Source organism: Salmonella sp. NW645 (assembly GCF_051703725.1).
Classification (GTDB): Bacteria; Pseudomonadota; Gammaproteobacteria; order Enterobacterales; family Enterobacteriaceae; genus Salmonella; species Salmonella enterica.
Genome location: NZ_JAMMKR010000002.1, coordinates 322,967 through 346,472, shown reverse-complemented (window position 1 = coordinate 346,472; position 23,506 = coordinate 322,967). Strand labels below are relative to the sequence as shown.

The 23,506-nt window shown below is 48.4% G+C and carries 20 protein-coding genes; 10 read left to right on the top strand and 10 right to left on the bottom strand.

Going from position 1 to position 23,506, the window contains the following annotated elements; translation table 11 throughout:
* Nucleotides 1-170: 170 nt before the first annotated feature.
* The 5 genes from NA389_RS05500 to hypT all read left to right on the top strand — a co-directional run bounded on the left by NA389_RS05500 (nucleotide 171) and on the right by hypT (nucleotide 5,567).
* The gene (locus NA389_RS05500) at nucleotides 171-1,355 is read left to right on the top strand and encodes an MFS transporter (protein WP_000233266.1); all 1,185 of its coding nucleotides are present in this window, start codon (nucleotides 171-173) and stop codon (nucleotides 1,353-1,355) included.
* An 870-nt stretch (nucleotides 1,356-2,225) separates the two neighbouring features.
* The gene (locus tag NA389_RS05495) at nucleotides 2,226-2,897 is read left to right on the top strand and encodes a nucleoside recognition domain-containing protein (RefSeq protein WP_000068757.1); all 672 of its coding nucleotides are present in this window, start codon (nucleotides 2,226-2,228) and stop codon (nucleotides 2,895-2,897) included.
* Complete coding sequence (locus tag NA389_RS05490; RefSeq protein ID WP_000211979.1) at nucleotides 2,894-3,355, top strand: YjiG family protein; 462 nt, start codon at nucleotides 2,894-2,896, stop codon at nucleotides 3,353-3,355. The genes NA389_RS05495 and NA389_RS05490 overlap by 4 nt, the downstream gene beginning before the upstream one ends.
* Nucleotides 3,356-3,367: 12 nt before the next feature.
* On the top strand, nucleotides 3,368-4,540 hold the full coding sequence (gene iadA, locus NA389_RS05485; RefSeq protein WP_001113063.1) for a beta-aspartyl-peptidase: 1,173 nt from the start codon (nucleotides 3,368-3,370) through the stop codon (nucleotides 4,538-4,540).
* A 118-nt stretch (nucleotides 4,541-4,658) separates the two neighbouring features.
* Nucleotides 4,659-5,567, top strand: coding sequence for a hypochlorite stress DNA-binding transcriptional regulator HypT (gene hypT / locus NA389_RS05480; protein ID WP_000383509.1), 909 nt, complete (start codon nucleotides 4,659-4,661; stop codon nucleotides 5,565-5,567).
* A 5-nt stretch (nucleotides 5,568-5,572) separates the two neighbouring features.
* On the opposite strand, the gene NA389_RS05475 is transcribed toward hypT, so the two are convergent.
* Nucleotides 5,573-6,307: an aspartate/glutamate racemase family protein gene (locus tag NA389_RS05475; protein ID WP_000683247.1), complete on the bottom strand. Its 735-nt coding sequence runs from the start codon at nucleotides 6,305-6,307 to the stop codon at nucleotides 5,573-5,575.
* Nucleotides 6,308-6,545: 238 nt separating this feature from the next.
* On the bottom strand, nucleotides 6,546-7,076 hold the full coding sequence (locus tag NA389_RS05470) for an Hcp family type VI secretion system effector (protein ID WP_000907671.1): 531 nt from the start codon (nucleotides 7,074-7,076) through the stop codon (nucleotides 6,546-6,548).
* 717 nt (nucleotides 7,077-7,793) lie between these two features.
* On the opposite strand from NA389_RS05470, the gene trpS reads away from it, so the two are divergent.
* Nucleotides 7,794-8,807: a tryptophan--tRNA ligase gene (gene trpS / locus NA389_RS05465; RefSeq protein ID WP_001094611.1), complete on the top strand. Its 1,014-nt coding sequence runs from the start codon at nucleotides 7,794-7,796 to the stop codon at nucleotides 8,805-8,807.
* Here the strand turns inward: trpS and uxuR are convergent, their stop codons facing one another.
* Nucleotides 8,808-9,581 carry a Uxu operon transcriptional regulator gene (gene uxuR / locus NA389_RS05460; RefSeq protein WP_000841654.1) on the bottom strand — a complete coding sequence of 258 codons (774 nt, stop codon included), beginning with the start codon at nucleotides 9,579-9,581 and terminating at the stop codon, nucleotides 8,808-8,810.
* Between the two features lie 357 nt (nucleotides 9,582-9,938).
* On the opposite strand from uxuR, the gene NA389_RS05455 reads away from it, so the two are divergent.
* On the top strand, nucleotides 9,939-10,613 hold the full coding sequence (locus tag NA389_RS05455) for a dienelactone hydrolase family protein (protein WP_000588703.1): 675 nt from the start codon (nucleotides 9,939-9,941) through the stop codon (nucleotides 10,611-10,613).
* On the opposite strand, the gene NA389_RS05450 is transcribed toward NA389_RS05455, so the two are convergent.
* The 3 genes from NA389_RS05450 to NA389_RS05440 form a co-directional block, all read right to left on the bottom strand.
* Entirely contained in the window at nucleotides 10,610-11,071 is a 462-nt protein-coding gene (locus NA389_RS05450; protein ID WP_031607708.1) for a DUF302 domain-containing protein, read from the bottom strand. The two genes, NA389_RS05455 and NA389_RS05450, sit on opposite strands and share 4 nt — an antisense overlap.
* 204 nt (nucleotides 11,072-11,275) lie before the next feature.
* Nucleotides 11,276-12,187 (bottom strand): STM4504/CBY_0614 family protein, encoded by a 912-nt coding sequence (locus NA389_RS05445; protein ID WP_000556767.1) that lies wholly within the window; start codon nucleotides 12,185-12,187, stop codon nucleotides 11,276-11,278.
* A 352-nt stretch (nucleotides 12,188-12,539) separates the two neighbouring features.
* The gene (locus tag NA389_RS05440; protein WP_000864854.1) at nucleotides 12,540-13,148 is read right to left on the bottom strand and encodes a DUF1062 domain-containing protein; all 609 of its coding nucleotides are present in this window, start codon (nucleotides 13,146-13,148) and stop codon (nucleotides 12,540-12,542) included.
* A 488-nt stretch (nucleotides 13,149-13,636) separates the two neighbouring features.
* On the opposite strand from NA389_RS05440, the gene NA389_RS05435 reads away from it, so the two are divergent.
* The 3 genes from NA389_RS05435 to NA389_RS05425 all read left to right on the top strand — a co-directional run bounded on the left by NA389_RS05435 (nucleotide 13,637) and on the right by NA389_RS05425 (nucleotide 16,806).
* A complete protein-coding gene (locus NA389_RS05435) occupies nucleotides 13,637-13,894 on the top strand; it encodes a YjhX family toxin (RefSeq protein ID WP_001054380.1) in 258 nt (85 codons plus the stop codon).
* Between the two features lie 4 nt (nucleotides 13,895-13,898).
* Complete coding sequence (locus NA389_RS05430) at nucleotides 13,899-15,530, top strand: class I SAM-dependent methyltransferase (protein WP_077905970.1); 1,632 nt, start codon at nucleotides 13,899-13,901, stop codon at nucleotides 15,528-15,530.
* 559 nt (nucleotides 15,531-16,089) lie between these two features.
* Complete coding sequence (locus NA389_RS05425; RefSeq protein WP_000532939.1) at nucleotides 16,090-16,806, top strand: YebC/PmpR family DNA-binding transcriptional regulator; 717 nt, start codon at nucleotides 16,090-16,092, stop codon at nucleotides 16,804-16,806.
* Between the two features lie 477 nt (nucleotides 16,807-17,283).
* Here NA389_RS05425 and NA389_RS05420 read toward each other — a convergent pair whose 3' ends face one another.
* The 4 genes from NA389_RS05420 to NA389_RS05405 all read right to left on the bottom strand — a co-directional run bounded on the left by NA389_RS05420 (nucleotide 17,284) and on the right by NA389_RS05405 (nucleotide 23,493).
* Nucleotides 17,284-18,159, bottom strand: a complete 876-nt coding sequence (locus NA389_RS05420; protein WP_000199876.1) for a phosphorothioated DNA-binding restriction endonuclease — start codon at nucleotides 18,157-18,159, stop codon at nucleotides 17,284-17,286.
* A 980-nt stretch (nucleotides 18,160-19,139) separates the two neighbouring features.
* Nucleotides 19,140-20,051, bottom strand: a complete 912-nt coding sequence (locus tag NA389_RS05415; RefSeq protein WP_000273847.1) for a sce7725 family protein — start codon at nucleotides 20,049-20,051, stop codon at nucleotides 19,140-19,142.
* Nucleotides 20,033-20,920, bottom strand: coding sequence for a sce7726 family protein (locus NA389_RS05410; protein WP_001672564.1), 888 nt, complete (start codon nucleotides 20,918-20,920; stop codon nucleotides 20,033-20,035). Before NA389_RS05410 ends, NA389_RS05415 begins: the two co-directional genes overlap by 19 nt.
* Before the next feature lie 239 nt (nucleotides 20,921-21,159).
* On the bottom strand, nucleotides 21,160-23,493 hold the full coding sequence (locus tag NA389_RS05405; RefSeq protein WP_000783709.1) for a primase-helicase zinc-binding domain-containing protein: 2,334 nt from the start codon (nucleotides 23,491-23,493) through the stop codon (nucleotides 21,160-21,162).
* Between the last annotated feature and the right edge of the window lie 13 nt (nucleotides 23,494-23,506).

The window sequence follows — 23,506 nt, the reverse complement described above, 5'->3', positions numbered from 1 at the left end:
TGGGAGGCATTAATTTAATGCCATTTCCCACCGATGCCCCTCTTCTCAATCCGTTATTCGCCTGCGCTTCACTTTCTTTTCTTGCAAATTTGAAACATTAATTTTACTTTTTATTATCATTTACAACAACAATTCGGCATTCCTGCCTTACTTTAGCAAAGAGAAAAACCATGGTTCATGCTCAGAGCGCTTCACCTCGCCATCCCATTTTTACGGCGCTTTTCGGTATGATGGTATTGACGCTGGGGATGGGAGTTGGCCGCTTTCTGTATACGCCCATGCTGCCGGTAATGCTGGCGGAAAAGCAGCTAACGTTTAACCAACTCTCCTGGATTGCCAGCGCCAATTATGCAGGGTACCTGGCGGGAAGCTTACTGTTTTCCTTTGGCCTTTTTCATCTCCCCTCTCGTCTTCGCCCCATGCTGCTGGCTTCGGCGGTCGCCACCGGTATTCTTATTCTGTCTATGGCGATATTTACTCAGCCCGCGGTCGTCATGTTGGTGCGCTTCCTGGCAGGTGTCGCGAGTGCGGGAATGATGATTTTTGGATCAATGATTGTGTTGCATCATACCCGCCATCCGTTTGTGATCGCCGCGCTCTTTTCCGGCGTCGGGGCCGGGATTGCACTGGGTAACGAATATGTCATTGGCGGTTTACATTATGCGCTTTCGGCCCATTCGCTATGGCTGGGGGCCGGAGCACTCGCCGGTATATTGCTATTAATCGTGGCAATGTTGATTCCCCCCCGCGCTCATGCACTGCCGCCTGCGCCTTTAGCAAGAATCGAAAATCAGCCTATGCCCTGGTGGCAACTGGCGCTGTTGTATGGTTTCGCCGGATTCGGCTACATCATTGTCGCTACCTATTTGCCGCTGATGGCGAAAAGCGCGGGCTCTCCGCTACTCACGGCGCACCTTTGGTCGTTGGTCGGCCTGGCGATCATTCCCGGCTGCTTCGGCTGGCTGTGGGCGGCAAAACATTGGGGCGTCCTGCCATGCCTGACCGCGAACCTGTTGATCCAGAGCGCCTGCGTGCTGCTGTCTCTCGCCAGCGACTCGTTGTTGCTGTTAATACTGAGCAGTATTGGTTTTGGCGCCACGTTTATGGGCACAACCTCGCTGGTGATGCCGCTTGCCCGACAGCTCAGCGCGCCGGGTAATATTAATTTGCTAGGCCTGGTGACGCTAACGTATGGTATTGGGCAAATTCTCGGTCCGCTCGCCGCCAGTCTGTCAGGCAATGGCGCGTCGGCAATTATCAACGCCACGCTTTGCGGCGCCGCGGCGCTCTTTTTTGCCGCGCTGATCAGCGCCGCGCAGCAGATAAAACAAAAACGGTTTGTGATACGTGAATAAGCGGTAGAGTAAACTCGCGCTCTCCGCACCGGGTTGTATCTTTAACGCTATTCGCGGCGCAATGCGGATCTGTTTTTAATAGCACATCCTCAACACGTTATTTCAAGTTAAAAATGACACTAAAAACCATGCTTATTTTATGGTTTTTGGTGTTATCAATCTGCCTATTATTTTATATACCCTTCATACTTCAAGTGGCTTATGTGTTGGCTACGGATTACCCGGCCCATCCATAGGCCTCGCCCTGACGGGCCGTTGCTCACCCCAGTCACATCGTTATCTATGCTCCTGGGGACTCACTCCCTTGCCGCCTTTAAGCAACTCGAATTATTTTGGCTATATATCCCATTATGATGATTATCGCGCCCTTTCAAATCATCACAATTATAAATAAATCACATCATGAAATTAATTAGATGATTCGTTTTTTATTACCTGCCCGTAGGATTCTTAGGACGCAAACTGACCCATCAGCGGCTACTGACCTGACCGTGACAATTCCTCTTAAGGCGTGAAAAATTACAGTAAAAAGTAAAATTTAGGTTAAAAAATCCTATTTTTTAACAACGATAATTAAGTGGCGTGAAATTGACTAACGTCAAATTTATTTCCTCTTTTTCCTGCTCCCGGCTCCGGTCTTCGTCAACACCTGTTTCTTTGCTTTTTTACCTCGCGTTATACCGTCCACGGTTCCCCGCGCCTCCGGCAGTAGCGAAGATGGTGATTTTTCGCGCTGCTATGCAAGAAACGCATAGCACGATACATACTTGCATTTTGTCCTTACCCTTATGGCTGATAAGGTCTTTCTGTTTCGGGCTTTTTGGCCTGTGGCTACAACCAACACATCATCAAAAAAATTCGGGGATCGCTATGGCGCAACAAGTGGACGGGGCGGCCATGCCGCTTGATACAGAAAAGGTCGGGATAAAGGGATACCTGGCGTTTTTTCTCACCATTATTTTCTTTTCCGGCGTATTTTCCGGAAGCGAAGGCTGGTGGCGCGTTTTTGATTTTACCGTACTCAACGGGTCATTCGGTCATGTGACCAGTACGCAGACCTTTCGCGGCGCGGGCGGAACGGGCGCGAAAGATGGCTTCCTTTTTGCGCTGGAGCTGGCGCCGTCGGTTATCCTTTCTCTGGGTATCATCGCGATTACGGATGGACTGGGCGGTCTGCGGGCGGCGCAGCAATTGATGACACCCATCCTGAAACCATTGCTTGGCATTCCCGGCATTTGCTCACTGGCGCTGATCGCCAACCTGCAAAATACCGACGCCGCGGCGGGTATGACCAAAGAGCTGGCGCAGGAAGGCGAAATCACAGAACGCGATAAAGTGATTTTTGCCGCCTGGCAGACCAGCGGCAGCGCTATTATCACCAACTATTTCTCCTCCGGCGTTGCGGTATTCGCCTTTCTGGGGACGTCAGTCATCATTCCGCTGGTGGTCATTCTGCTATTCAAATTTATCGGCGCAAACCTTTTGCGCGTCTGGATTAACATCGAAGAACGCCGTCACCCTGCGCAAGGAGCCCAATCATGACGACTCAGGTACGTAAGAATGTCATGGATATGTTTATCGATGGCGCACGCCGCGGTTTTACCATCGCCACGACCAACCTGTTACCCAATGTGGTCATGGCATTTGTCATTATTCAGGCGCTGAAAATTACCGGTCTGCTCGACTGGGTAGGCCATATCTGCCAGCCCGTGATGGCGTTGTGGGGGCTTCCCGGCGAAGCGGCTACGGTGCTTCTGGCTTCGCTGATGAGTATGGGCGGCGCCGTTGGCGTGGCGGCCAGTCTGGCTACCGCCGGCGCGCTAAGCGGCCACGATGTTACCGTACTACTGCCCGCCATTTACCTGATGGGAAACCCGGTACAGAATGTCGGCCGCTGTCTCGGTACTGCCGAAGTCAACGCCAAATATTACCCGCATATTATCGCAGTCTGCGCCATCAATGCGCTGCTGTCGATCTGGGTCATGCAGCTTATTGTTTAATAAGGAGTTATCATGCCTGATTTATCCGCCGCGGAGTTTACCTTATTACAGGGTGCGCACCTGTTTGCGCCAGAAGACCGGGGCATCTGCGATGTTCTACTCGCGAATGGCAAAATTATTGCCGTCGGCGCTGACATCCCCGGCGATATCGTACCGGACTGTACGGTGATTAATCTTAGCGGTCGTATGCTGTGCCCGGGCTTTATCGACCAACACGTTCATCTGATCGGCGGCGGCGGCGAAGCGGGGCCGACGACGCGGACGCCGGAAGTCTCCCTGAGCCGCCTGACGGAAGCCGGGATAACAACGGTCGTCGGCCTGCTTGGCACCGACTCCGTTAGCCGTCATCCCGCGTCGCTGTTAGCCAAAACGCGAGCGCTAAATGAGGAGGGGATCACCGCCTGGATGCTCACGGGCGCTTATCACGTTCCGTCGCCGACCATTACTGGCTCGGTAGAAAAAGACGTCGCGCTGATCGATCGCGTCATTGGCGTGAAATGCGCAGTCTCCGACCACCGTTCCGCCGCGCCCGGCGGGAATCAACTCGCCAGCATGGCCGCCGAATCACGCGTTGGCGGCCTGCTGGGCGGCAAACCCGGTGTCAGCGTTTTTCATATGGGCAGCAGCAAAAAAGGGTTACAGCCGCTGTATGACATCCTGGAACACAGCGACGTGCCGATCGGTAAACTGCTGCCTACCCACGTCAACCGTAGCGAATCTCTTTTCGAGCAGGCGCTGGCGTTTGCGCTTAAAGGCGGCGTAATCGACATTACCACCAGTATCCCGGATCCTGTCGCGCCGGCGGAGGGCATTGCCAGAGCGATAAAAGCCGGCGTCCCGCTTTCCCGGGTGACGCTCAGTTCAGACGGCAACGGCAGCCAGCCGCTATTTGACGCTGCCGGAAATCTGACGGGCATCGGCGTCGCGGGCTTCGAAAGTTTGCTGGAGACGTTGCAGACGCTGGTTAACCACTACGGATTCAGCCTGACCGATGCTCTGCGTCCGCTGACGACCAGCGTAGCCGCCTTCCTCAGTCTGGACGGCAAAGGCGAAATCCGTCCCGGTAACGATGCGGATCTGCTCGTCTTTAGCGCAGATTTACGCATTGAGCAGGTGTATGCGCGCGGCAAACGCATGGTCAATGAGGGGAAAGCCTGCGTAAAAGGTACCTTTGAACCGGCGTAATTCCCGCTAGTTTCAGGCTGCCCCATCACGGCATTCTGAAAGAGGACGGGATAAGCGGTTGTCAGCCGCCCGAATGGACGTAGAATGCCCTTTCGGGCGGCTGACAGGATAACGGTAAATGGATGTAACTGGAGCAGGTTTGCACAATATTGAGACAAAATGGCTGTATGATTTTCTGACGCTGGAAAAGTGCCGCAATTTCTCTCAGGCCGCCATTATCCGCAACGTATCGCAACCCGCTTTTAGCCGGCGGATTCGCGCCCTGGAACATGCCGTGGGCGTTGAACTGTTTAACCGACAGGTCTCGCCGCTACAGCTTTCCGAACAGGGTAAAATCTTTCACTCCCAGGTTCGCCACCTGTTACAGCAACTGGAAAGTAATCTGACCGAACTGCGCGGCGGCAGCGATTATACGCTGCGTAAAATCAAGATTGCCGCCGCCCACTCGCTCTCCCTCGGCCTGTTGCCGACCATCGTTAAGCAGATGCCGACGCAGTTTACCTACGCCGTTGAGGCGATAGATGTCGACCAGGCGGTGGATATGTTACGTGAGGGACAAAGCGATTTTATCTTTTCTTATCACGATGAAAACCTGCAACAAGCGCCGTTTGATAACATCCGCCTGTTTGAGTCGAGACTGTTTCCGGTTTGCGCCAACAATGGCCGGGGCGAGCCGCGCTATACGCTTGAGCAGCCGCACTTTCCCCTGCTTAATTACAGTCAGAACTCCTATATGGGCCGGCTGATAAATCGTACCCTGACTCGCCATGCTGAACTGAGTTTCAGTACATTTTTCGTCTCTTCGATGAGTGAATTGTTAAAACAGGTTGCGATGGACGGCTGCGGAATCGCCTGGTTGCCCGAGTATGCTATCCGTCAGGAGATTACTGACGGGCGCCTGATCGTGCTTGATGCCGACGAACTGGTTATCCCGATCCAGGCTTATGCTTATCGCATGAATACCCGCATGAGTCAGGTAGCCGAAACATTTTGGCGCGACCTGCGTGGGCTTCAGGCCGCACTGTAAACACATCAGGCGGTAAGGCGTTGTTCCCCGGTCAAAGAGGCGCGGGTGTCCGGCCAGGACTCATACCAACGAATCGCCGCGCGCACCAGCGACGCTGTGGAATCAATCATCGGGCACGCTATCGCGCGTTCATGTCCGGCCACAATAAGCGGAATTTCGGTACACCCCATAATAATTGCCTGCGCGCCACGGGCAATAAGGCTATCGATTTGCGGCAGCAGCAGCGCTTGCGCCGCAGTTTTATCGCCACGTTTAAGCGTATAAATAGCCTGCATTACCAACGCCTGCCCCGCGTCTTCCGGCTGAATTAACGTCAGCCCCCGCGCCAGAGCTTTCTTTTGATATAACCCGGTCGCCAGCGTCGCATTGGTCGCCAGCAGACCAACGTGCCGCGCCGATGGCGGAATATCCCCCAGGGTAGCGTCCAGAATGCTGATCATTCGCGCTTTCGCGACGTTCTGTAAATCATCAAACCAATAATGCGCAGTGTTGCATGGGATAACGATACACTCCGCCCCGGCGTCTTCCAGCATATGCAGATAACGCTCCAGATAACGGTATGGCGAAGGCCCGCCGGATAACAGACATGCTGTACGATCGGGAATATCAGGGATAGAGCTGACAATGAGCGGGATGTGTTGTTGATCACAACTGGCATGTCGCAATTCAACAAATTTTTCCAACATATCCGCCGTTGCCGCAGGTCCCATCCCCCCCAGTATCCCAATGGTGTGTTTCATCGCTTTTCCCGCTTATTTACGTCAAGGTCAGAAACACACTATCAACTTGATGTGTATATAAAAAATGCCGTTTTATTAGCGGCTATGCGTAAAAATCATAACGGGTGTAAGGACCACGCGTTATCGCCTTTTCAGGCAATCGATTGGTTACATGTGCGCTCATCGACCTTCGCAAGCCGCTAAATGCCATTTCGCTACACCGCATTGCCCACTGCGAGTCCGCACGCTTGTTTTATCCTCATCGCCACAGCGCCTGTCGGTGAAGGGGCCGCCGTGTTTTGCTTTTCGACGCTAATGCGGGAATATCCCAGCGAATATGGCTATAAACCAAATCCACGGTCTCCGTGGCGCTGCCTTCGGCGTCGCCATGATTGCTCATGCGTGAAATCCGCACATTGGTGAGCGTATAAATAATAAATGGCAGCATTGCGCCCTTATCACGACGGCATAATGTCAGCACGCCTTCTTTCACCGTTTTCCCGTTACAATAGTGCTCATAGAGGCCAGGCGTAGCAAGATCGACAGGCTTTGTCAGCGTCAATCCTCCAATATATGTCCCTCTCGCTTCGCCGGACTCCCGTTTCGTCGGGTTGTGGTTGTAAGCAATAAGTTTTATTTGGTTTTCAAAACCTTTGATCCGGCTTTCGCCTTCAATACCGTCCAGTTTTAAATAGATGGCGTCCATCCCCCCTCCGTGATTATCATGCGGCAAAGCAGGCTGACAAGGACGGAACGCCAACAATGAAAGAACGTTCCATTTTCCAGCCATTTCGTTGGTGTCTCTGTATACCAGATTAAATACCGACAATCTGCTATAACTGGATTCTTGCTAAATACCTTCTGCCATCAACAATCCATTTTACAATAGCGCTACTGACCTGAAATCTATTACGCCTGGCATTCAAGCATCGTTTCCTGAATAACCATAGCCGCTATAAGAACCATATCAAAAAAGAAATATCAATATCATTTCTTATTTTTATCCGAGAAATTACTTAATTACACAGAATCGGAATATAGACAATTCTTATTCCTTTTCACATCAATGGGTTTTTTAGACTTTTGTCATATCGAAAACAACCATTCCAATAGAACATATTTACTATGTGAATATATTTAATATTTTTATCGCGCGCAGTGTTATCACAGTAATAAATGATTTGCATCAAAAATGCGCCTTTCAGCGCCACGTACTTTTGGACAGCAAATTATAAAATCGCGTTTCAAAGTCAGTAACATGTTCTCTGTTCAGGCGATATGACTTTATGCCCGGACGACACGCCAGCCGCTTTACCCTTACGTTTAGTCGTGATACGTTAGATCACATGAACACGAAACGATCCAACGCTACGCAACGTCATCTCCGCTGGTGGCTGCCTTCCTGAAGGCGGCACGGATCACTATCCCTCTTTAAGTAGCCGCCGAAAGGCGGCTACTGTGTTTCGGGACGTCTTTCGGCTTTACAGTAAGCATAAAGGAGTCCTTAATGAACACCCTTCCCATCATTCTGACTGGCGATCGCCCCACCGGCTCGTTGCACCTCGGCCATTATGTCGGTTCACTGCGCCAGCGCGTCGCGCTACAGCAGGATCACCAACAGTATGTCCTGATTGCCGACCTGCAGGGACTCACCGATAACGGCAGTAATCCGCAAAAAATCCGCGATAATATTCCGCAAGTGTTAGCTGACTATCTGGCCGTCGGCATCGATCCCGCGCTAACGACGATCTGCCTGCAATCCGCGTTACCTGCCCTCGCCGAATTAACGGTGCTGTATATGAATATCGTTACCGTCGCCCGAGTGGAGCGTAATCCTACGGTAAAAAATGAGATTGCCCAAAAAGGCTTTACCCGTTCCCTGCCGGTCGGGTTCATGGCGTATCCCATTAGCCAGGCGGCAGATATCACCGCCTTTAAGGCCGAAATGGTACCGGTTGGCGACGACCAATTGCCCATGATTGAGCAAACGAATGAGATCGTTCATAAGATGAATAGTCTTTTCTCCTCGCCGGTATTGCGACCCTGTCAGGCGCTCCTGAGCGATACGGGCCGTCTGCCCGGCATTGACGGCAGCGCCAAGATGTCGAAATCGCTCGGCAATACCCTGCTTCTTTCCGCCAGCGAAGAGACCATCCACCGTGCGGTCAGCGCGATGTACACCGATCCCAATCATTTAAAAATTAGCGATCCGGGAAAAATAGAAGGTAACGTCGTCTTTACGTGGCTGGATGCGTTCCATCCGGATAAAGCCAAAGTCGCGGCGATGAAAGCACATTATCAACAAGGCGGATTAGGCGACCGTGTCTGTAAAAATGAGCTGGAGACCTGCCTGCAAGAACTGATCGCGCCAATACGCGAACGGCGGGCAACCTTTATTGCAGATAAGGGAATGCTAATGGAATTGCTGAAAAAAGGTAGCGAGCGGGCGCATGAGGTCACTCAAAAGACGCTACAGGAAGTAAAACGTGGACTGGGTCTGCCCACGCTATTCCAGGTATAATCAGGCATCAACGTTGTCCAGCGGCCATGACTCAAACAGATAGCCATCAAAGTAGATGTCATCAACATTGGAAAACTCCAGCAGACGCTGCTTCACGTTTTCCAGGTGCTGCCACATCGCCAGCTTCGCTGCGCGGGCGTCTTTCTTAATTAACGCCGCGAGGATCTGCTTATGATCGACCAGCCACTCCTTACGGTAAAGCGTATCGCCCAGATGGCTATGAAGCTGGAGCCACATCGGATTATTTTCACGCCATTGCCAGGACTGACGGAAGAGCTCTACCAACATACTGTTATGGGTCGCTTCGGCAATGGCCAGATGAAACTGCATATCGCCGCTTTCTGAGCCGCCCGGCGCGCTGGAGGCGAGCTCTCGCTCTTCCAGTTGTAACGCCTGGCGCATTTTAATGATGTCTTCGCGGGTGGCCTGCAGAGCGGCAAATTCAGCGATATTGCTTTCCAGCAACTGACGCGCCTGTAACAGTTCAAACGGCCCGGCATCATTACAGTGATTGACGTCAGCGCCTTCCATCTCGTTATTATCCGCGCTGTCGAGCACGTAGATCCCGGCGCCGCGGCGGACTTCAACCAGACCTTTAATTTCCAGCATGATCAGCGCTTCACGCACGACGGTACGCGTCACATTGAGCCTCTCAGCGATCTCTCTTTCCGGCGGCAAGCGCTCCCCGGGGCGGTACGGCGTCTGAACAATCAGATCCCGTATCATTGCGCCCACTTCCTGGTAAGGTCTTTGCTGAGAAGTGTTTGATTTCATATTGGTCGTGCCCGTCCGATGCGATTTCCCGGTATCAGACTATAGCATTTGTAAAGAGGGATAGCACGCGTAGCACACCAAAAACGCGAAACTGGTCAACCAACAAAACAATAATGCGCCCCGTTTCGCTAGTGAAGCCAGATAACCAGATAAAAGGAAAGGCAGTAGACAATACACAACTGATGTTCCATCTTTAGCCCTGATGCCTGAATATAAACAGCATATTGGTTTACCAATATGAAATTTATCAACCAAAAATCACGCCATAAAATGTGTCTGTACATTGACAGGAACAATGCCTCTGACATAGCGTGATCGGCGAAAATCCAGCCGCTCTCTTTGTATCAAGAACGCGTTATGATAAAAGACACCGTGTTTTTCGCCCCAGGCGTATCCGGGGGGAGCAACACCTCCAGTCTGGCGAGCCGCCATCGCCGGGCAGCGATTATTCTGCATGAAATTTATGGTATTAACGCTCATATCCAACGCGCAGGCCATGAATGGATGACGCGCGGATTCGACATCTATATTCCCGCGCTGTTTCCTCACCATACCCCCTTTCGCTATGAACAGCAGGAGGAGGCTTACCGTCACTTTTCAGCAAATGTCGGCTTTGATCCCGCCGTCGTTACCACGTTACTCCACGATCTCAGAACGCAGTATGAGACGTTAATCGTCGTAGGATATAGCGTCGGAGCAACGCTCGCATGGCTAAGTGCAGCCAGTGGGTTATGCGATGGCGTCATTTGCTATTACGGTTCCCGTATACGCCAGTACCTTCATCTTGCGCCTCTCTGTCCGGCACTGGTTATTATCGCGCGTTATGAGCCGGCGTTTGATCCCCTCGCCATGCGACAGGCGCTGGAAAAGCGACCCCGGGTGCAGTGTAAAATGTACGATGCGCGGCACGGGTTCTGTGATGCTGATAGCGCCACCTTCGATGCCGCCTTATCGCATCAGGTAATGGACGATGTGAGCGCATTTATTCGCGACATCACTTGTGCAAACACATCGCCCGATTTTCAGCTTTAGTGGAGACTTTTTTCAACGAGCTGTTCCAGTTTTTTCAAAGTCTGTATGGCTGCGGCATCAAGACCATAACGTTGCAGCGTTTCAGCGGGATGATAACTGACTAACGTTCGCCCATCGGCTTGCTGGCTAATGAGCACCCGAAATGGTAAATCCAGCGCCAGTTCGGGATGCGCCAGCATGAGAGGCGTTCCGCCTTTAGGATTGCCAAAGACCAGAACCGTTGTCGGCGGCATTTTCAGGTTAACATTCTGTGCCGCTCTGGCATGGTCAAATTCCCCAAATAACACCAGACCGTGATCGGCGACAGCGTGCATCAACCGCACTCTGGTCTGCAAATAGTCATAAGCGCTGTAGGTTTTAACCATGGTTATCGCTCCATCCTCTATTGCAAAGCCAGGCCTTATTAAGATTAACATCAGGGTTACCGCCAATAAAAAAGGCTTTAAAATAGTACTCATTCTTCTCTCTCCCTGACCCAATACCCATGAGTAAATGCGACACAGATGATATGCAGTTTAAAAATCAGTCATCGTACTGTACCCCTTATTATTGCACTGAACAGCTCATCACTAAAAAAACAGACGGCAGAACAAAAAATTCCGACGTCTGAACAAATTCAAATAACGATGATGCAGTCTGACTGAGCGACAGCGCGATCATTATTATGGCGCGGCACCATCTTCTTCAGCCCGCTGGGTAAGAAAAAATATACTCCGCTCAGTAAGATAATAAATACTACAGGCCAACTCTTCAGAGATACGGAGCATCATTGCGTAGTGATGATGCGATTTTTCTGGCGCCATCGGCAGAAATATTTCTGATTCCAGCACGTCACTTAAAAAATGAAATTTATGTACATATTCAGCAGATATAACGCCTCTCGCCATCAGATTAGCCATTAGTGTATTTAAACTATCTTGTTCATGATATACGATACCTTTTCTCTCATGAATTCTGAGAAGAACGCTTCTGAAGGCTGCATGACATTCCTTTACGACACAGGCAAAATCATTAAGCATCAGGCGATTATACGCTTCCATAAGATCATATTCGACAAAGCCATACTCTCCAGGGGAGTACAAATAATAACATATGTTTTTAAGCCGTTTTATTCTGCGCAACCTTACAATTCTACCATTTTCATAGCGATATTTTAAACTATGCTCATGAAATAGATTATTTAATTCACTAATCGCCTTATCCGGTTCTAACCCAAGCGTAACTTCATAGATCCGAAGGTAGGTATCTATATAGTTAAAAGCAAGTTCAATGGTATCAATATGCTTTCTTTTATCATCTGTTTTTAATAACAGATTACTCATTTCATCCAGATATGACGTTGAATGCGCATATAAGGTGAATAAGCCATACTCTTTGCGCAACGTTTTACATATTCTTCGATAAACTTCATCAGAATGACTATTATGATAGCAGTATAATGTCATATCATAAAAAGAGGAGCAATTTCCTAGCGTATTGATAATCAATAATATTATTTGCTCGCGTATTTCTAACGGAATATCTTCATATAACAGATCGCTATGCCTTAGTGAGTATGGTCTAAAGGTGTGCATTCCTCCCCCTTTAACCGCAACAGAACAGATTACGCTATGGATAGCTTCACATTACTCTAATTCAGTGATTCAGGTATTAATATCAGCTCAACAATGAGCCATTTTTTCTTATTTTTTAATGGTGTTGAGTGAATATTTATTTACTCTACAGATAATTGTAACCCATCGCCCTTTGTCATTCTGCTGATCATCACTGGTGCGAAAACGTCTGGATTATTCATGGCATTCAGCCTTCACTGAATGCCACAGACAGGGTTATTCAACTAACGCTCACCTGTCCCTTAGCCCTGCTTTCATTCCGTTACGTCACTGCCATACCAGCACACTTAAACGTAAGGTGAGCTTATTGTTTTTATAGACGGGTCAGAACAATCCTTCGCCGGTCATACAGTGTTTCAACAGAGAGCTGCAAATCATATTTCGTATTCTTCAGTTTTCGCGATTTAAGCATTTTCATCGTGACGCCACTTATTTGCCCTGTTTCAATCCGTCTCTTGATTTCGGCTGTGCTTAACAGGAGTTGCCTCTTCAAAATCGACAGCAGGCTGACCTGAAAAGAACGGGAAATCCTGACGCTAATACTGACCTGCTTGTGGGAGGCGATACTGACCAGCCACTGTTCCTGAATGTGAAAATCAGGCTGCCCCGATAATTCAGCATTGTTTCGCTTCAGGATCGCGTTGTCATAAGCAAAATATTGCACCGTGGCAGCATCATTCGCCATCAGTCGGCAATAAAGATCGCGGTTAATTTTGCTGACTGGCAGGCGCGAGAACAGGGAGATATTCCAGGTGTAATCGCAGTGTGTGCATTTATAGATACTCCAGACATCGAGTACCTTCTTTTGCGAATTAACCCGAAATGCCCCAGAAGGCGTGAAATCCCGTTTTACGCTGCATGAAGGGCAACGTTTCGCTATGCGCTGATACCCCACAGGAGTGACAGTCCATATGACTTTCATAACGTACCTTTTTTAACCCATACAAAACCGGATCCGAACTCAGCGGACCATAAATGTTTATGCATGAAAAATATTTAAGTGATATTTTTCAGTGGGTTAAAAAAAGATTTCCAACGCAACAACCCTGTCAATGGCTAAAAAGATACGTCGAGACTATCAAAGCGGTCATTATCGGGTATATGAGTTTAATCAATATTTATTATGGTAATTGCGGGAGCTATTCATCTGATACGTTAAACGTCATGAGCCTCCCTTTGAGATCACACTTTTCACTCCCGGTTATTCACTTACAGAAAACAGGTGTTATCATTCACGACGTAAATACCTTTCAACTCAACCCGAGGCTTTGATGCTGGAGAATGTCATCATCCGATAATCAGTTCCCCGACCTTTTCAGGCCGGACTGATTATCAATGCGCCGAAATCGAATGCGGACACCGCAGTGTGTTTGCACGTTTTGCCTATGATGATTAAACAGGTTCTTCAGTATGAATTTATCCCGTCAGGAACAACGCACCTTACACGTTCTCGCCAAAGGCGGACGCATTACGCACATCCGCGATGCGTCAGGCCGCGTCACCGCCGTTGAGTGCTATAGCCGCGAAGGGCTGTTGCTCGCCGATTGCACGCTCGCTGTATTCAAAAAACTCAAAACCAAAAAGCTGATCAAATCCGTTAATGGTCAGCCCTACCGCATTAATACAACCGGGCTGAACAACGTTCGCGCCCAGCCTGACAATCGCTAAGGAGATGATGATGGATATCAGCGCCGTTATTTTTGCAACGCATCGCATTCGGCTATTACCCGATGAAGGCAAAATCCCCTGGGACGAGCCAGCCTTCAGCCAACGCATGCTGGAAAATCATCTGTCGCAGGACCACGACTGGGCCAGCCGTCGGCTAACCGTGATTGAGCAACAGGTAACATGGATTACCCGTCTGTTACCCGCTGGCGCCCGCATTCTGGATCTCGGCTGTGGACCCGGTTTTTATACCCGCCTGTTAGCGGAGCGTGGGTTTCACTGCACAGGCGTAGATTTCTCTCCGGCATCCATCACATGGGCTCGCCAGCAGGCGCAAGCCGCAAACCTGAATATTGACTACATTCAGCAAGATATTCGTACATACCACCCCACGGAACCTTTTGATTTCATTATGATGACGTTTGGGGAACTGAATGTCTTTAGCGCTGCGGATGCGCAAAGCCTCATCAGTCATTGCGCGCAGTGGTTGAAACCGGACGGCAAACTGCTTGTTGAAGTGCATACCTTCGATGAAGTTAAACGCCAGGGCATGGCGCAGCCAGGCTGGCAGCGTTGTCCGCACGGCCTGTTTCTTGCCGTGCCTCATCTGCTGTTAACGGAAAATGCCTGGGATGAAGAGGCCCAAACCAGCTCAACGCAGTTCTGGGCAATAGCGGAAAACGGCTGTACCACCCGTTTCGGCAGTCAAATGAAGGCCTGGCGCGATGATGAATATATCAGCCTGCTTGGTGATGCTGGCTTCACTGTGTTGCAGCGCCCGGACAGTCACGCCTGGCCGGTCGGCGAGACTTTTGCAGGCAAGCTGTTTGCGCTGCTGGCTGAAAAAGCATCCACTTCTGAGGATATTGCCCTCAGTAAAAGGAATAACCCAATGGATATCCCACGTATTTTTACCATTAGCGAAAGCGAACACCGTATCCATAATCCGTTTACAGCGGAAAAGTACGCCACACTGGGCCATGCGTTACGCATGAAGCCAGGCACGCGGATTCTCGATCTCGGTAGCGGCTCGGGTGAGATGCTCTGCACCTGGGCTCGCGATTACGGTGTTACAGGTACTGGCATTGATATAAGCCCGCTCTTCACCACACAGGCAAAACAACGTGCAGAAGAGCTCGGCGTCAGTGAATACGTACATTTTATTCATAACGACGCGGCCGGTTATATCGACGAGGAAAAATATGACGTGGCGGCCTGCGTAGGCGCTACCTGGATTGCGGGCGGTGTCGCGGGGACAATAGATCTGCTGGCCAAAAGCCTCAAACCTGGCGGGCTCATTCTCATCGGCGAACCGTACTGGCGTCGGATCCCCGCAACGGAAGAGATCGCCCACGCCTGTGGCGTCTCATCCGTCGCCGATTTTCGCCCCCTGCCCGAGCTGGTCGCCTTTTTCGACCAACTCGGCTATGACGTAGTGGAAATGGTGCTGGCGGACCCGCAAGGCTGGGACAGATATGAAGCCGCGAAGTGGATGACTATGCGCCGCTGGCTGGAGGAAAACCCTAACGATGAGTTTGCGCAAGAGGTTCGAACAGAACTGACGGCAGCCCCCAAACGTCACGTCACCTGGACGCGAGAATACTTTGGCTGGGGCGTATTTGCGTTAATCGCGCGATAACGTGAAGCAGGAGGTATAGCCTACAAGAGGTATACCTCCGTTTAAAAGTATGCAACAAATTAACGCGGCTCAAGGCGGGAAAATATCGTCTTAGAGACTATCCCACCAGGCGTTATTGGCGCAGCCAGTTTGGACACGGACAGCGCGCAAAAACCGGAGCGTACACGTAGTACGTGAGGATTTTGAGCACTGCCCAGGTCCAAAATGGCAAGTAAAATAGCCCTAATGGGATAGGCTCTTAATTTCGCCATTAAGTTTCTGCCACAATATGTCGCAAGACGTGCAAGCGTTCCACCTCACCTGATGAGCGAAACCACCATCAATAAGACGTTATTGCTGCAATTCAATTATTAAGAATAAAAAAAGAACCAGAAGAAAATTAGAAAATGACTTATCCACCATATTAGCTATTGTTAAAATCAAAGTAATCCCCCGTAAAAGCCGGATGTTTTTATTTCTCATAGACGAGAATTTATATATTATGATATAATGCGGTAGAAAAACATGCAGGTTATTAACCTGCCATTAATGTAAATAATTTTTTGAGGAGATGTTTCCAGTGGGACGTAAATGGGCAAATATTGTTGCTAAAAAAACGGCTAAAGACGGTGCAACGTCTAAAGTATATGCAAAATTTGGTGTAGAAATCTATGCTGCGGCTAAACAAGGTGAACCAGATCCGGAATCAAACTCAGCTTTAAAATTCGTTATTGAACGTGCGAAACAAGCACAGGTTCCAAAACATGTTATTGATAAAGCCATTGATAAAGCCAAAGGTGGCGGAGATGAAACGTTCGTGCAAGGGCGTTATGAAGGCTTTGGACCAAATGGTTCAATGGTTATCGCTGAAACGTTGACGTCTAATGTTAACCGTACGATTGCTAATATCCGCACAATTTTCAATAAAAAAGGCGGGAATATCGGAGCGGCAGGTGCTGTCAGCTATATGTTTGACAATACTGGAGTGATTGTATTTAAAGGAACAGACCCTGACCATATTTTTGAAATTTTGCTTGATGCTGAAGTTGATGTTCGTGATGTAACCGAAGAAGAAGGGAACATCGTTATTTATACTGAAGCGACAGACCTGCATAAAGGAATCGCAGCGCTAAAAGCCGCTGGAATTACTGAATTTTCAACAACAGAATTAGAAATGATTGCTCAATCAGAAGTTGAACTTTCACCAGAAGATTTAGAAATCTTTGAAGGACTTGTTGATGCCCTTGAAGATGATGATGATGTGCAAAAAGTATATCATAACGTTGCAAACCTCTAATTATAAATTAAACAAATCTGTCTCTATGGCAGATTTGTTTAATTTATAAAGCTGTTATAAAAAAGTCTATCTGGCCAGATATATAGATTTTTAAATTTATGTGTCTTATCACGACCTGATCTGACACATAGCTTTGAAAGATTGAGAGTTACCGGTTTTGATATAGTGTCGAATCCTTATATAAAACATGAGGTAATTTTCATGCTTCATACGACGAATCCCGTCAGCAAGCTAAGCAAAAGCCAGCAATATCGGGTTGCTTACAATCTCCCCGTGCTCTTTAAGGTGCCGCACCTTATGAATCCCGCTTGCGCTCGTGATGGTTCATCTGGCGCTCTACGCGTCGATTGACTACAGGTATGACTCCACCAGCGCGCTACAGACCATAGTGCGAGAACCGTGGCCGATTACTTTGATGCCTTTGATGTGATTCTGTTTTTAGCAGATAACGTATACCTCACTCAAAATCCCCCCAGATCAATGTCCTCCTCTGAACACCTCCCTCTTGTGCCATTCCACAAACCGTTCACCCGGATAATTTTCTTTCATCTGCGGCAACGCGATCTCTTTCCCCGCAAAATCCCAGAACAGCCGCTGTACCACTCCGCCACCATTCACCGCGTCGGAAACCACCACGCGCATATTTTCATCCAGACCAATCGAACCACGATCGAACGCTTTATGATGGATTGCGCACAACGCCAGGCCATTAGGTACTTCACAAGGACCATGATGCTGCTTCCATCTGATATGGGCTGCTTCAAGGGCTATAGGGGCGTTGTCGTGGCGCATATTGAAGCCGCAGACCGCACACTGATAATTGTAAGCTCGTAGCACCGCCTGGCGGAACTTCGGATCGCGTTGACGGAGAGAGGTGCGAATATCAAAACCCATCTCGTCAGCGATGTCTTCCTGAATACTGGTCGGAAAATGCGCCTCAAGGATCTGCTGCGCCAGCGTGTCGATTAGCTTACGTTTTTTTATTACCAGCGCGAAATTGACGGCATCAAACCCACCAGCAACATTATATTCAATGAGTTCGCGCTTGGGCGGCTGGCGGCTACCGCTGGTTGAGCAGAATTCCGCGTTTTGCAATTCCCAGAAACCATCGCCCTTCAGACGCCAGAACGGCATATCCGGGCGCTGTTCACGGCGCTGTGGCCCATAGCGCTCCAGCAAATCCAGCAATTGCTCATGAATTTCAGAACCATAATCAAACAGGCGATCGTGCCCCTGCCGATAGTGCGAGAGAACATATAACAGCAATAACGGCTTATGCGGCGCTCGCTGTTCGCCTTTGCGCCAAATAGTAATATTTGATATCGCTTGCTTTAGGGTTTTGTCAGAGGTCATTACATTGAAGAATTCATGAGCACATAGTTGCGATGATGCTCGCAACTATATGTACATTCAAGACATTATTGCAGACATACTTTTTGTCTGTCGGCTCTGTACTGACAGTTAGCATTCTGATAACAACGGAAAAAACACAGCGCTCAACCGAGAAAGGTAGGTAACTTCTGGATTTTAGACATAAAAAAGATCTCAGTTGAGGTTCATTTATATGATCCTGGAGCGAAGGCCGGACTCGAAACATAACTTAACTAAATGAAAAATAAAAATTAAATTTAACAAACCATGACATATGCCCCCATTTGTGCCCCCAACCATTTTTTCACCCCCGCTTCACCCTAGCTAACTGATATGACTCATTAAATAAGTGTTAAAGCTTCTTTTCGGTTAGGATCCGTCACTCGGAACCTAACCGGGACAAGAGTGTCATAAAAAAGTTTTTTTGCATTTAACTGTTCACACTGTTCACCTCGGTTATTTATCATTTTATATCATGTGGTTAGGTAGTGATGAGTTGGTGAAGAGTGAACAGTCGACTCTTCACCTTTATGATTTTTGATCGTCTGGATGTGTCCGGTCAGGTGATGCGCGTGGGGATAAAAAGTTTTTTTGGGTTTTACTGTTCACTCTGTTCACCTCTGGTTTTTTATTAATAATTTCATAATGATACAGGGTGAATATACGGTGAAGGGTGAACAATGAATTGTTCACCCCATGGTGTTGGTCAGATATAAAAAGACCGGCTGTTGCCGGTCTGAGATAGGTTGAATCGCTGTAGGTTTGTTACATTTAGGCAACCAGTCGTCGTAGATTTATTCTTTCCGCAGCAGGTTTTTCCGAAATGCCTGTTTTGTAATCAGCTTTTCATAATTCATCCCGCACTCAACAAGGATCATGATTAGCAGTTAATGTATTGAAATGATGATAAATCCTATTATGATAGTCACTATCATACACATATTTATAAATATATTACAAAACTAGACTGCGATGAAGTTACAGATCGTTTCAATATGATGTTGCATTGACAATTGTTTAACCTGACCTAATCCAGGGTAATGTCTTCGCGCATGCAATGATTTGAACCCTCTTAGGCCTGATGTATTATCAAAAAATTTAGGAAAATTTTGATCGTGCAATACAAGTTTTTCTAAAGCTTGCTGGAATTTGCCTGATGGATTCGAAGGAGTTCCATCATCTACAGAAGAAAAATGTCTAACTGACATAGCGTCAAATTCATTACTATCTAGATAGCTCACATGAATAGTCACTACGTATGCAGGGCCGCCAGACTCAGCGTAATCTGAACCCGCAATATTAAAATCACCAAAACCAATTACTGAATTATGAACTCCGGAATACCTTACATGCAAGTCCGAAAAATATGAATTAGAAGGATAGTCAGCGTTCCTTTTTTTCTTTTTAAAGGGATCATCCATTAATACTATATTGGATAACTGCTGTAAAACAATATTAGGAGAACCTTCAGGTATAATGTTAATAGAAAACACTTTTAAACGAGAAACTAGCTCTTTGGTTACCCCACTCTCAACATAGGATGCTTTCTCACCATTTATAATACCATTCAATCTATCAAATTCTTGAATATCATCAATGTATTTAATACACGGCATGAATGATATTCCTTTAATATTATATAGATTGTTAATAAAATTATTTGTATTACCTTTTAATTCACCTATTTCAGAGTTAACAATTATAATTGGTATAATTTTGTTTTTATTCAATAACTTAACTGCAACTTCGAGCTGTTTGAGATTTTTTCGTACGGGTTCAATTATCGGTTTAAAAAGATCGTTAGGAACAATAGTTGATAACTCTTTTAATGCTATCAACTCGTACTGCTTACCTCTCAGTAAAGGGAAGTACATATATCATCCTTTTCAATGTAGCTTGATAGTATTTTTGTCAGCGATCTCTGACGAGTCTGAGTAATACTATAGCTAATTGCCGATGATTTTAGTGATCTAGGTAGCGTATTAATGAAGCTAATATCATTAGCCCTATGTTTTTTCAGCGAGTTACGAAAGTGTTTTCTTAGGGTATAAGAATCTGTGTTCTCAAATATTTCTAAGCAGAAAGAATATACATCCATGTTTGGTAGGTTAATTTTATCCCCTGATATTTCCTCTGCCATAAATTTATATTCTGCAATTCTCATTGAACCAATCATTAATTTTGGATTAATTTCAGAATTGATGGTTAACGCAGGTTTAATTTCTTCCAGCTTATTTTTATCTGTGAGTTCAATGATACCAACAGCTTCTGGAACGATTAGTTTTATTTTTTCGATGTGAGTTTTTGCTGCTACAACATAAACTTTATCGAATAAGCTTATGTATGAATCTAATTGTTCTGGCAATCTCTTTAGATTATCTAACTCCGTTTTTATTTCATAGCAAGTTGATAATCCATTTAATATTACACAATCAGCTTTATTTGTTCCAACTCGAAATTCAGAAAGCATTACAGCTTCATTTTTTTTATGTTTTTTCAAAAATACTTCGTTTGCTATAATATTTTTGAAAAAATATTCTGATTTATATTCATGTGATAATTTCTTAAATGCTATATCGAATATTTCGGATACTTTAACAGGAAAAAATTTAGGAGTTAAAACATTACCTATTAACTCATGGAGTAAGGAAAAATCGCCATCTGCAACAGCATTAATAGCCTGACTTGTAAATAGCTGTCCAATATTTTTATTATTGCTCATTTCAACACCAATCTCACTCACGCACCTTTAGCCAAAAACCAATAGTATTAGACACAAATAGTAGCGTGATTTCCTTGATTCTCTCAACATTATTAAAGAATTTACGATTTTAAGGGATGCACTTACCACTAAAATCATATTAAAAACAATAATATCAATGAGATAATATTAAATCAACCGAGAAAGAGTGAGCAGCACATTGTTCAGCTTTCGGCAATGGCCATAAAAGAAAAGACCGGCTGTTGCCGGTCTGAGTGAGGTTATGTTGCTGCGGGGTCGTCGCACTTCGGCAGCCAGTCGCCGTAGCTTTCCTCTTTCAGCGACAGATTGGTTTGTATCCCCTGCTTGGTGTGCCGCTTCTCATAATTCAGGCCGTACTCTTTCAGCATCATGGGCAGCCCCAGCCCGAACATTTTCAGGCTGAGCACGTTCCTGTACCCGTTAGCCTCCATATAGGCCAGATACGCGTGATAGAGATATTTACGATAATTACGCGGGATGATGCTGGCATTCCCCATAAACATCCCGTTGGTCTGCGGGAGCATTTCCAGATAACCGCAAAAATCAAACGTCGGATCAGCATCGCGCTTAATGCTGAGCGCCTCGTCGGAGTTCTGCTGCGACTGGAGCAGTGCGCGGGCGGTCATAGGGGCGCTGAATTTCTGCATAAGCTGGCGCACAATCACGGCCAGCTCGCGCGCAATTTTATCCCTGAGCTGCGGGTCGCGTTCCTCCGGGGCAATCTGTTCCGGGAAGTGAATAATCACCCGGCGACGTGACACACCGCCGCTGCGGTCGGTGAAGCGCATGGGATTATTGTTCACGGCCAGAATCACCGCCGGAATATGCGTGGAATAGGGGTTCTGGTATTTCGGGTCAACCGAGACCGCATCGCCGCCGGTGATGGCCTTAAGCCCTGCGCCGTCACCGCTCCATTTTTCCTGGTCAGGCAGACGAATAAGCGAGAAGCCAATCAGGGAGGCACGCTTGCGCGGGTCTTCCAGCGTGTCGATATCGGCTGACGTGGCGTTATCCTCTCCGGCGAGCAGGGTCGCGATTTCAGCCAGAATACTTTTTCCACTCCCGCCGGGACCGGTCACTTCGAGAAAGAGCTGCCAGTCGTAACGGTTCGCCAGCACCATAAACAGCGCAGCCAGTATCACATCGCGTTTTTGTGGATTTTTGCCAGCCGCACGGTCGAGCCAGCGCCAGAAGTTCGGCGCGTGAGTCTCCAGCGTTTCCCCGTCCACCGGCGGGGTGAAATCCACGTCGCACAACGTGCGCAGCCAGTGTGATTTACTGTGCGGGCTGAACAGGCCGCTTTGGGTATCGAGTACCCCGTTGCGAAAGCCAATCAGACGACGCGCCGGAGTATCCTGCTGCGGAATAATCAGTTTCAGGGTCTCCACCACCGAGGCAATTTTCCCCGATGAGAACGGGGCGCGCAGACGCTGGAATAAGTCAGCCACATTCCGTGAAAAAGTGGCGGCAGGGATATTTTTCCAGATGCCGTTTTCATAGCGGGACAGGAGCTGGCCGTTCGCATCCACCGCCAGCGCTTCGCCGTAATGCTCATGCACCCGCAAAGCCTTGTCGCTGGCGCTCATGGCGGTAAATTCAGCTTCACTCATGGTATCAAACGGACTTTGCGCCGGTGGCCGGATAGCGTCATAAATGGCTTTCCGGGTGGCTTCTTCACCTTTCTGCATAAACGCATCATTCCAGTCACCGAACACCGGCGGCAGGGCAACAATGCCCTCACAGGCATCTGCGGCCGCAGCGGCTTTACTCTGGCCGTCGCCGTTAAGGTCACGGTCGGCGGCGAGGACAATCTGACAGGCCAGGTATTTGTGACGGGCAAGGCTCGCCAGAGAAAGGAGGTTCACGGAGGACAGCGCCACCATGACGGTTTCCCCGGTCAGGTGATGCACGGTGAGTGCGGTCGCATAACCCTCTGCAATCCACAGGCGTTTTCCGGCCTGTTTTTTCCCTTCGATGATATGACATGCCCCTTTGACCTGACCGCCTTTCAGGGTGCGTTTGAGACCGTCTGCATTGATAAGCTGAAGGTTAACCAGTACGCCGGTATCGTCATACAGCGGGACAACCACATCCCCGGTGCGGAACGTCACGCCGCCGGTTTTATGCATGACGGTGAGCGTCAGACATTCCAGATCGGGGAACCCCTTGCAGGTGAGGTAGGCATTGCCGGTGGCCGGTCGGGTTTTCTCCATGAGCCTGACCGCCAGCGCGGCCGCTGCCTTGTGGTCGGCATCGGTTTCAGCCTCTGAGGCCGCAATCACCTCAGGGGCAACCGGCGGCAGGTTGCCGGTCACGGCGTTCACCTTCCCGGCAGCTTCTGACGGGGTCACGCCAAACACTTTCTCTACCAGCTTAAGCCCGTCACCCGCGCCGCACTGATTGCAAAACCACGTCCCGCGCCCCTCTTTATCGTCAAAGCGGAAACGGTCAGAGCCGCCACACACCGGGCAGGACTGATGGCGGTTTTTAATCACCTTCACACCCAGCGCCGGGAGAATGCGCGGCCAGTGGCCGCATGCCTGTTTTACCGTTTCTGTTACGTTCATTTTCATCGTTGTTTTCTCC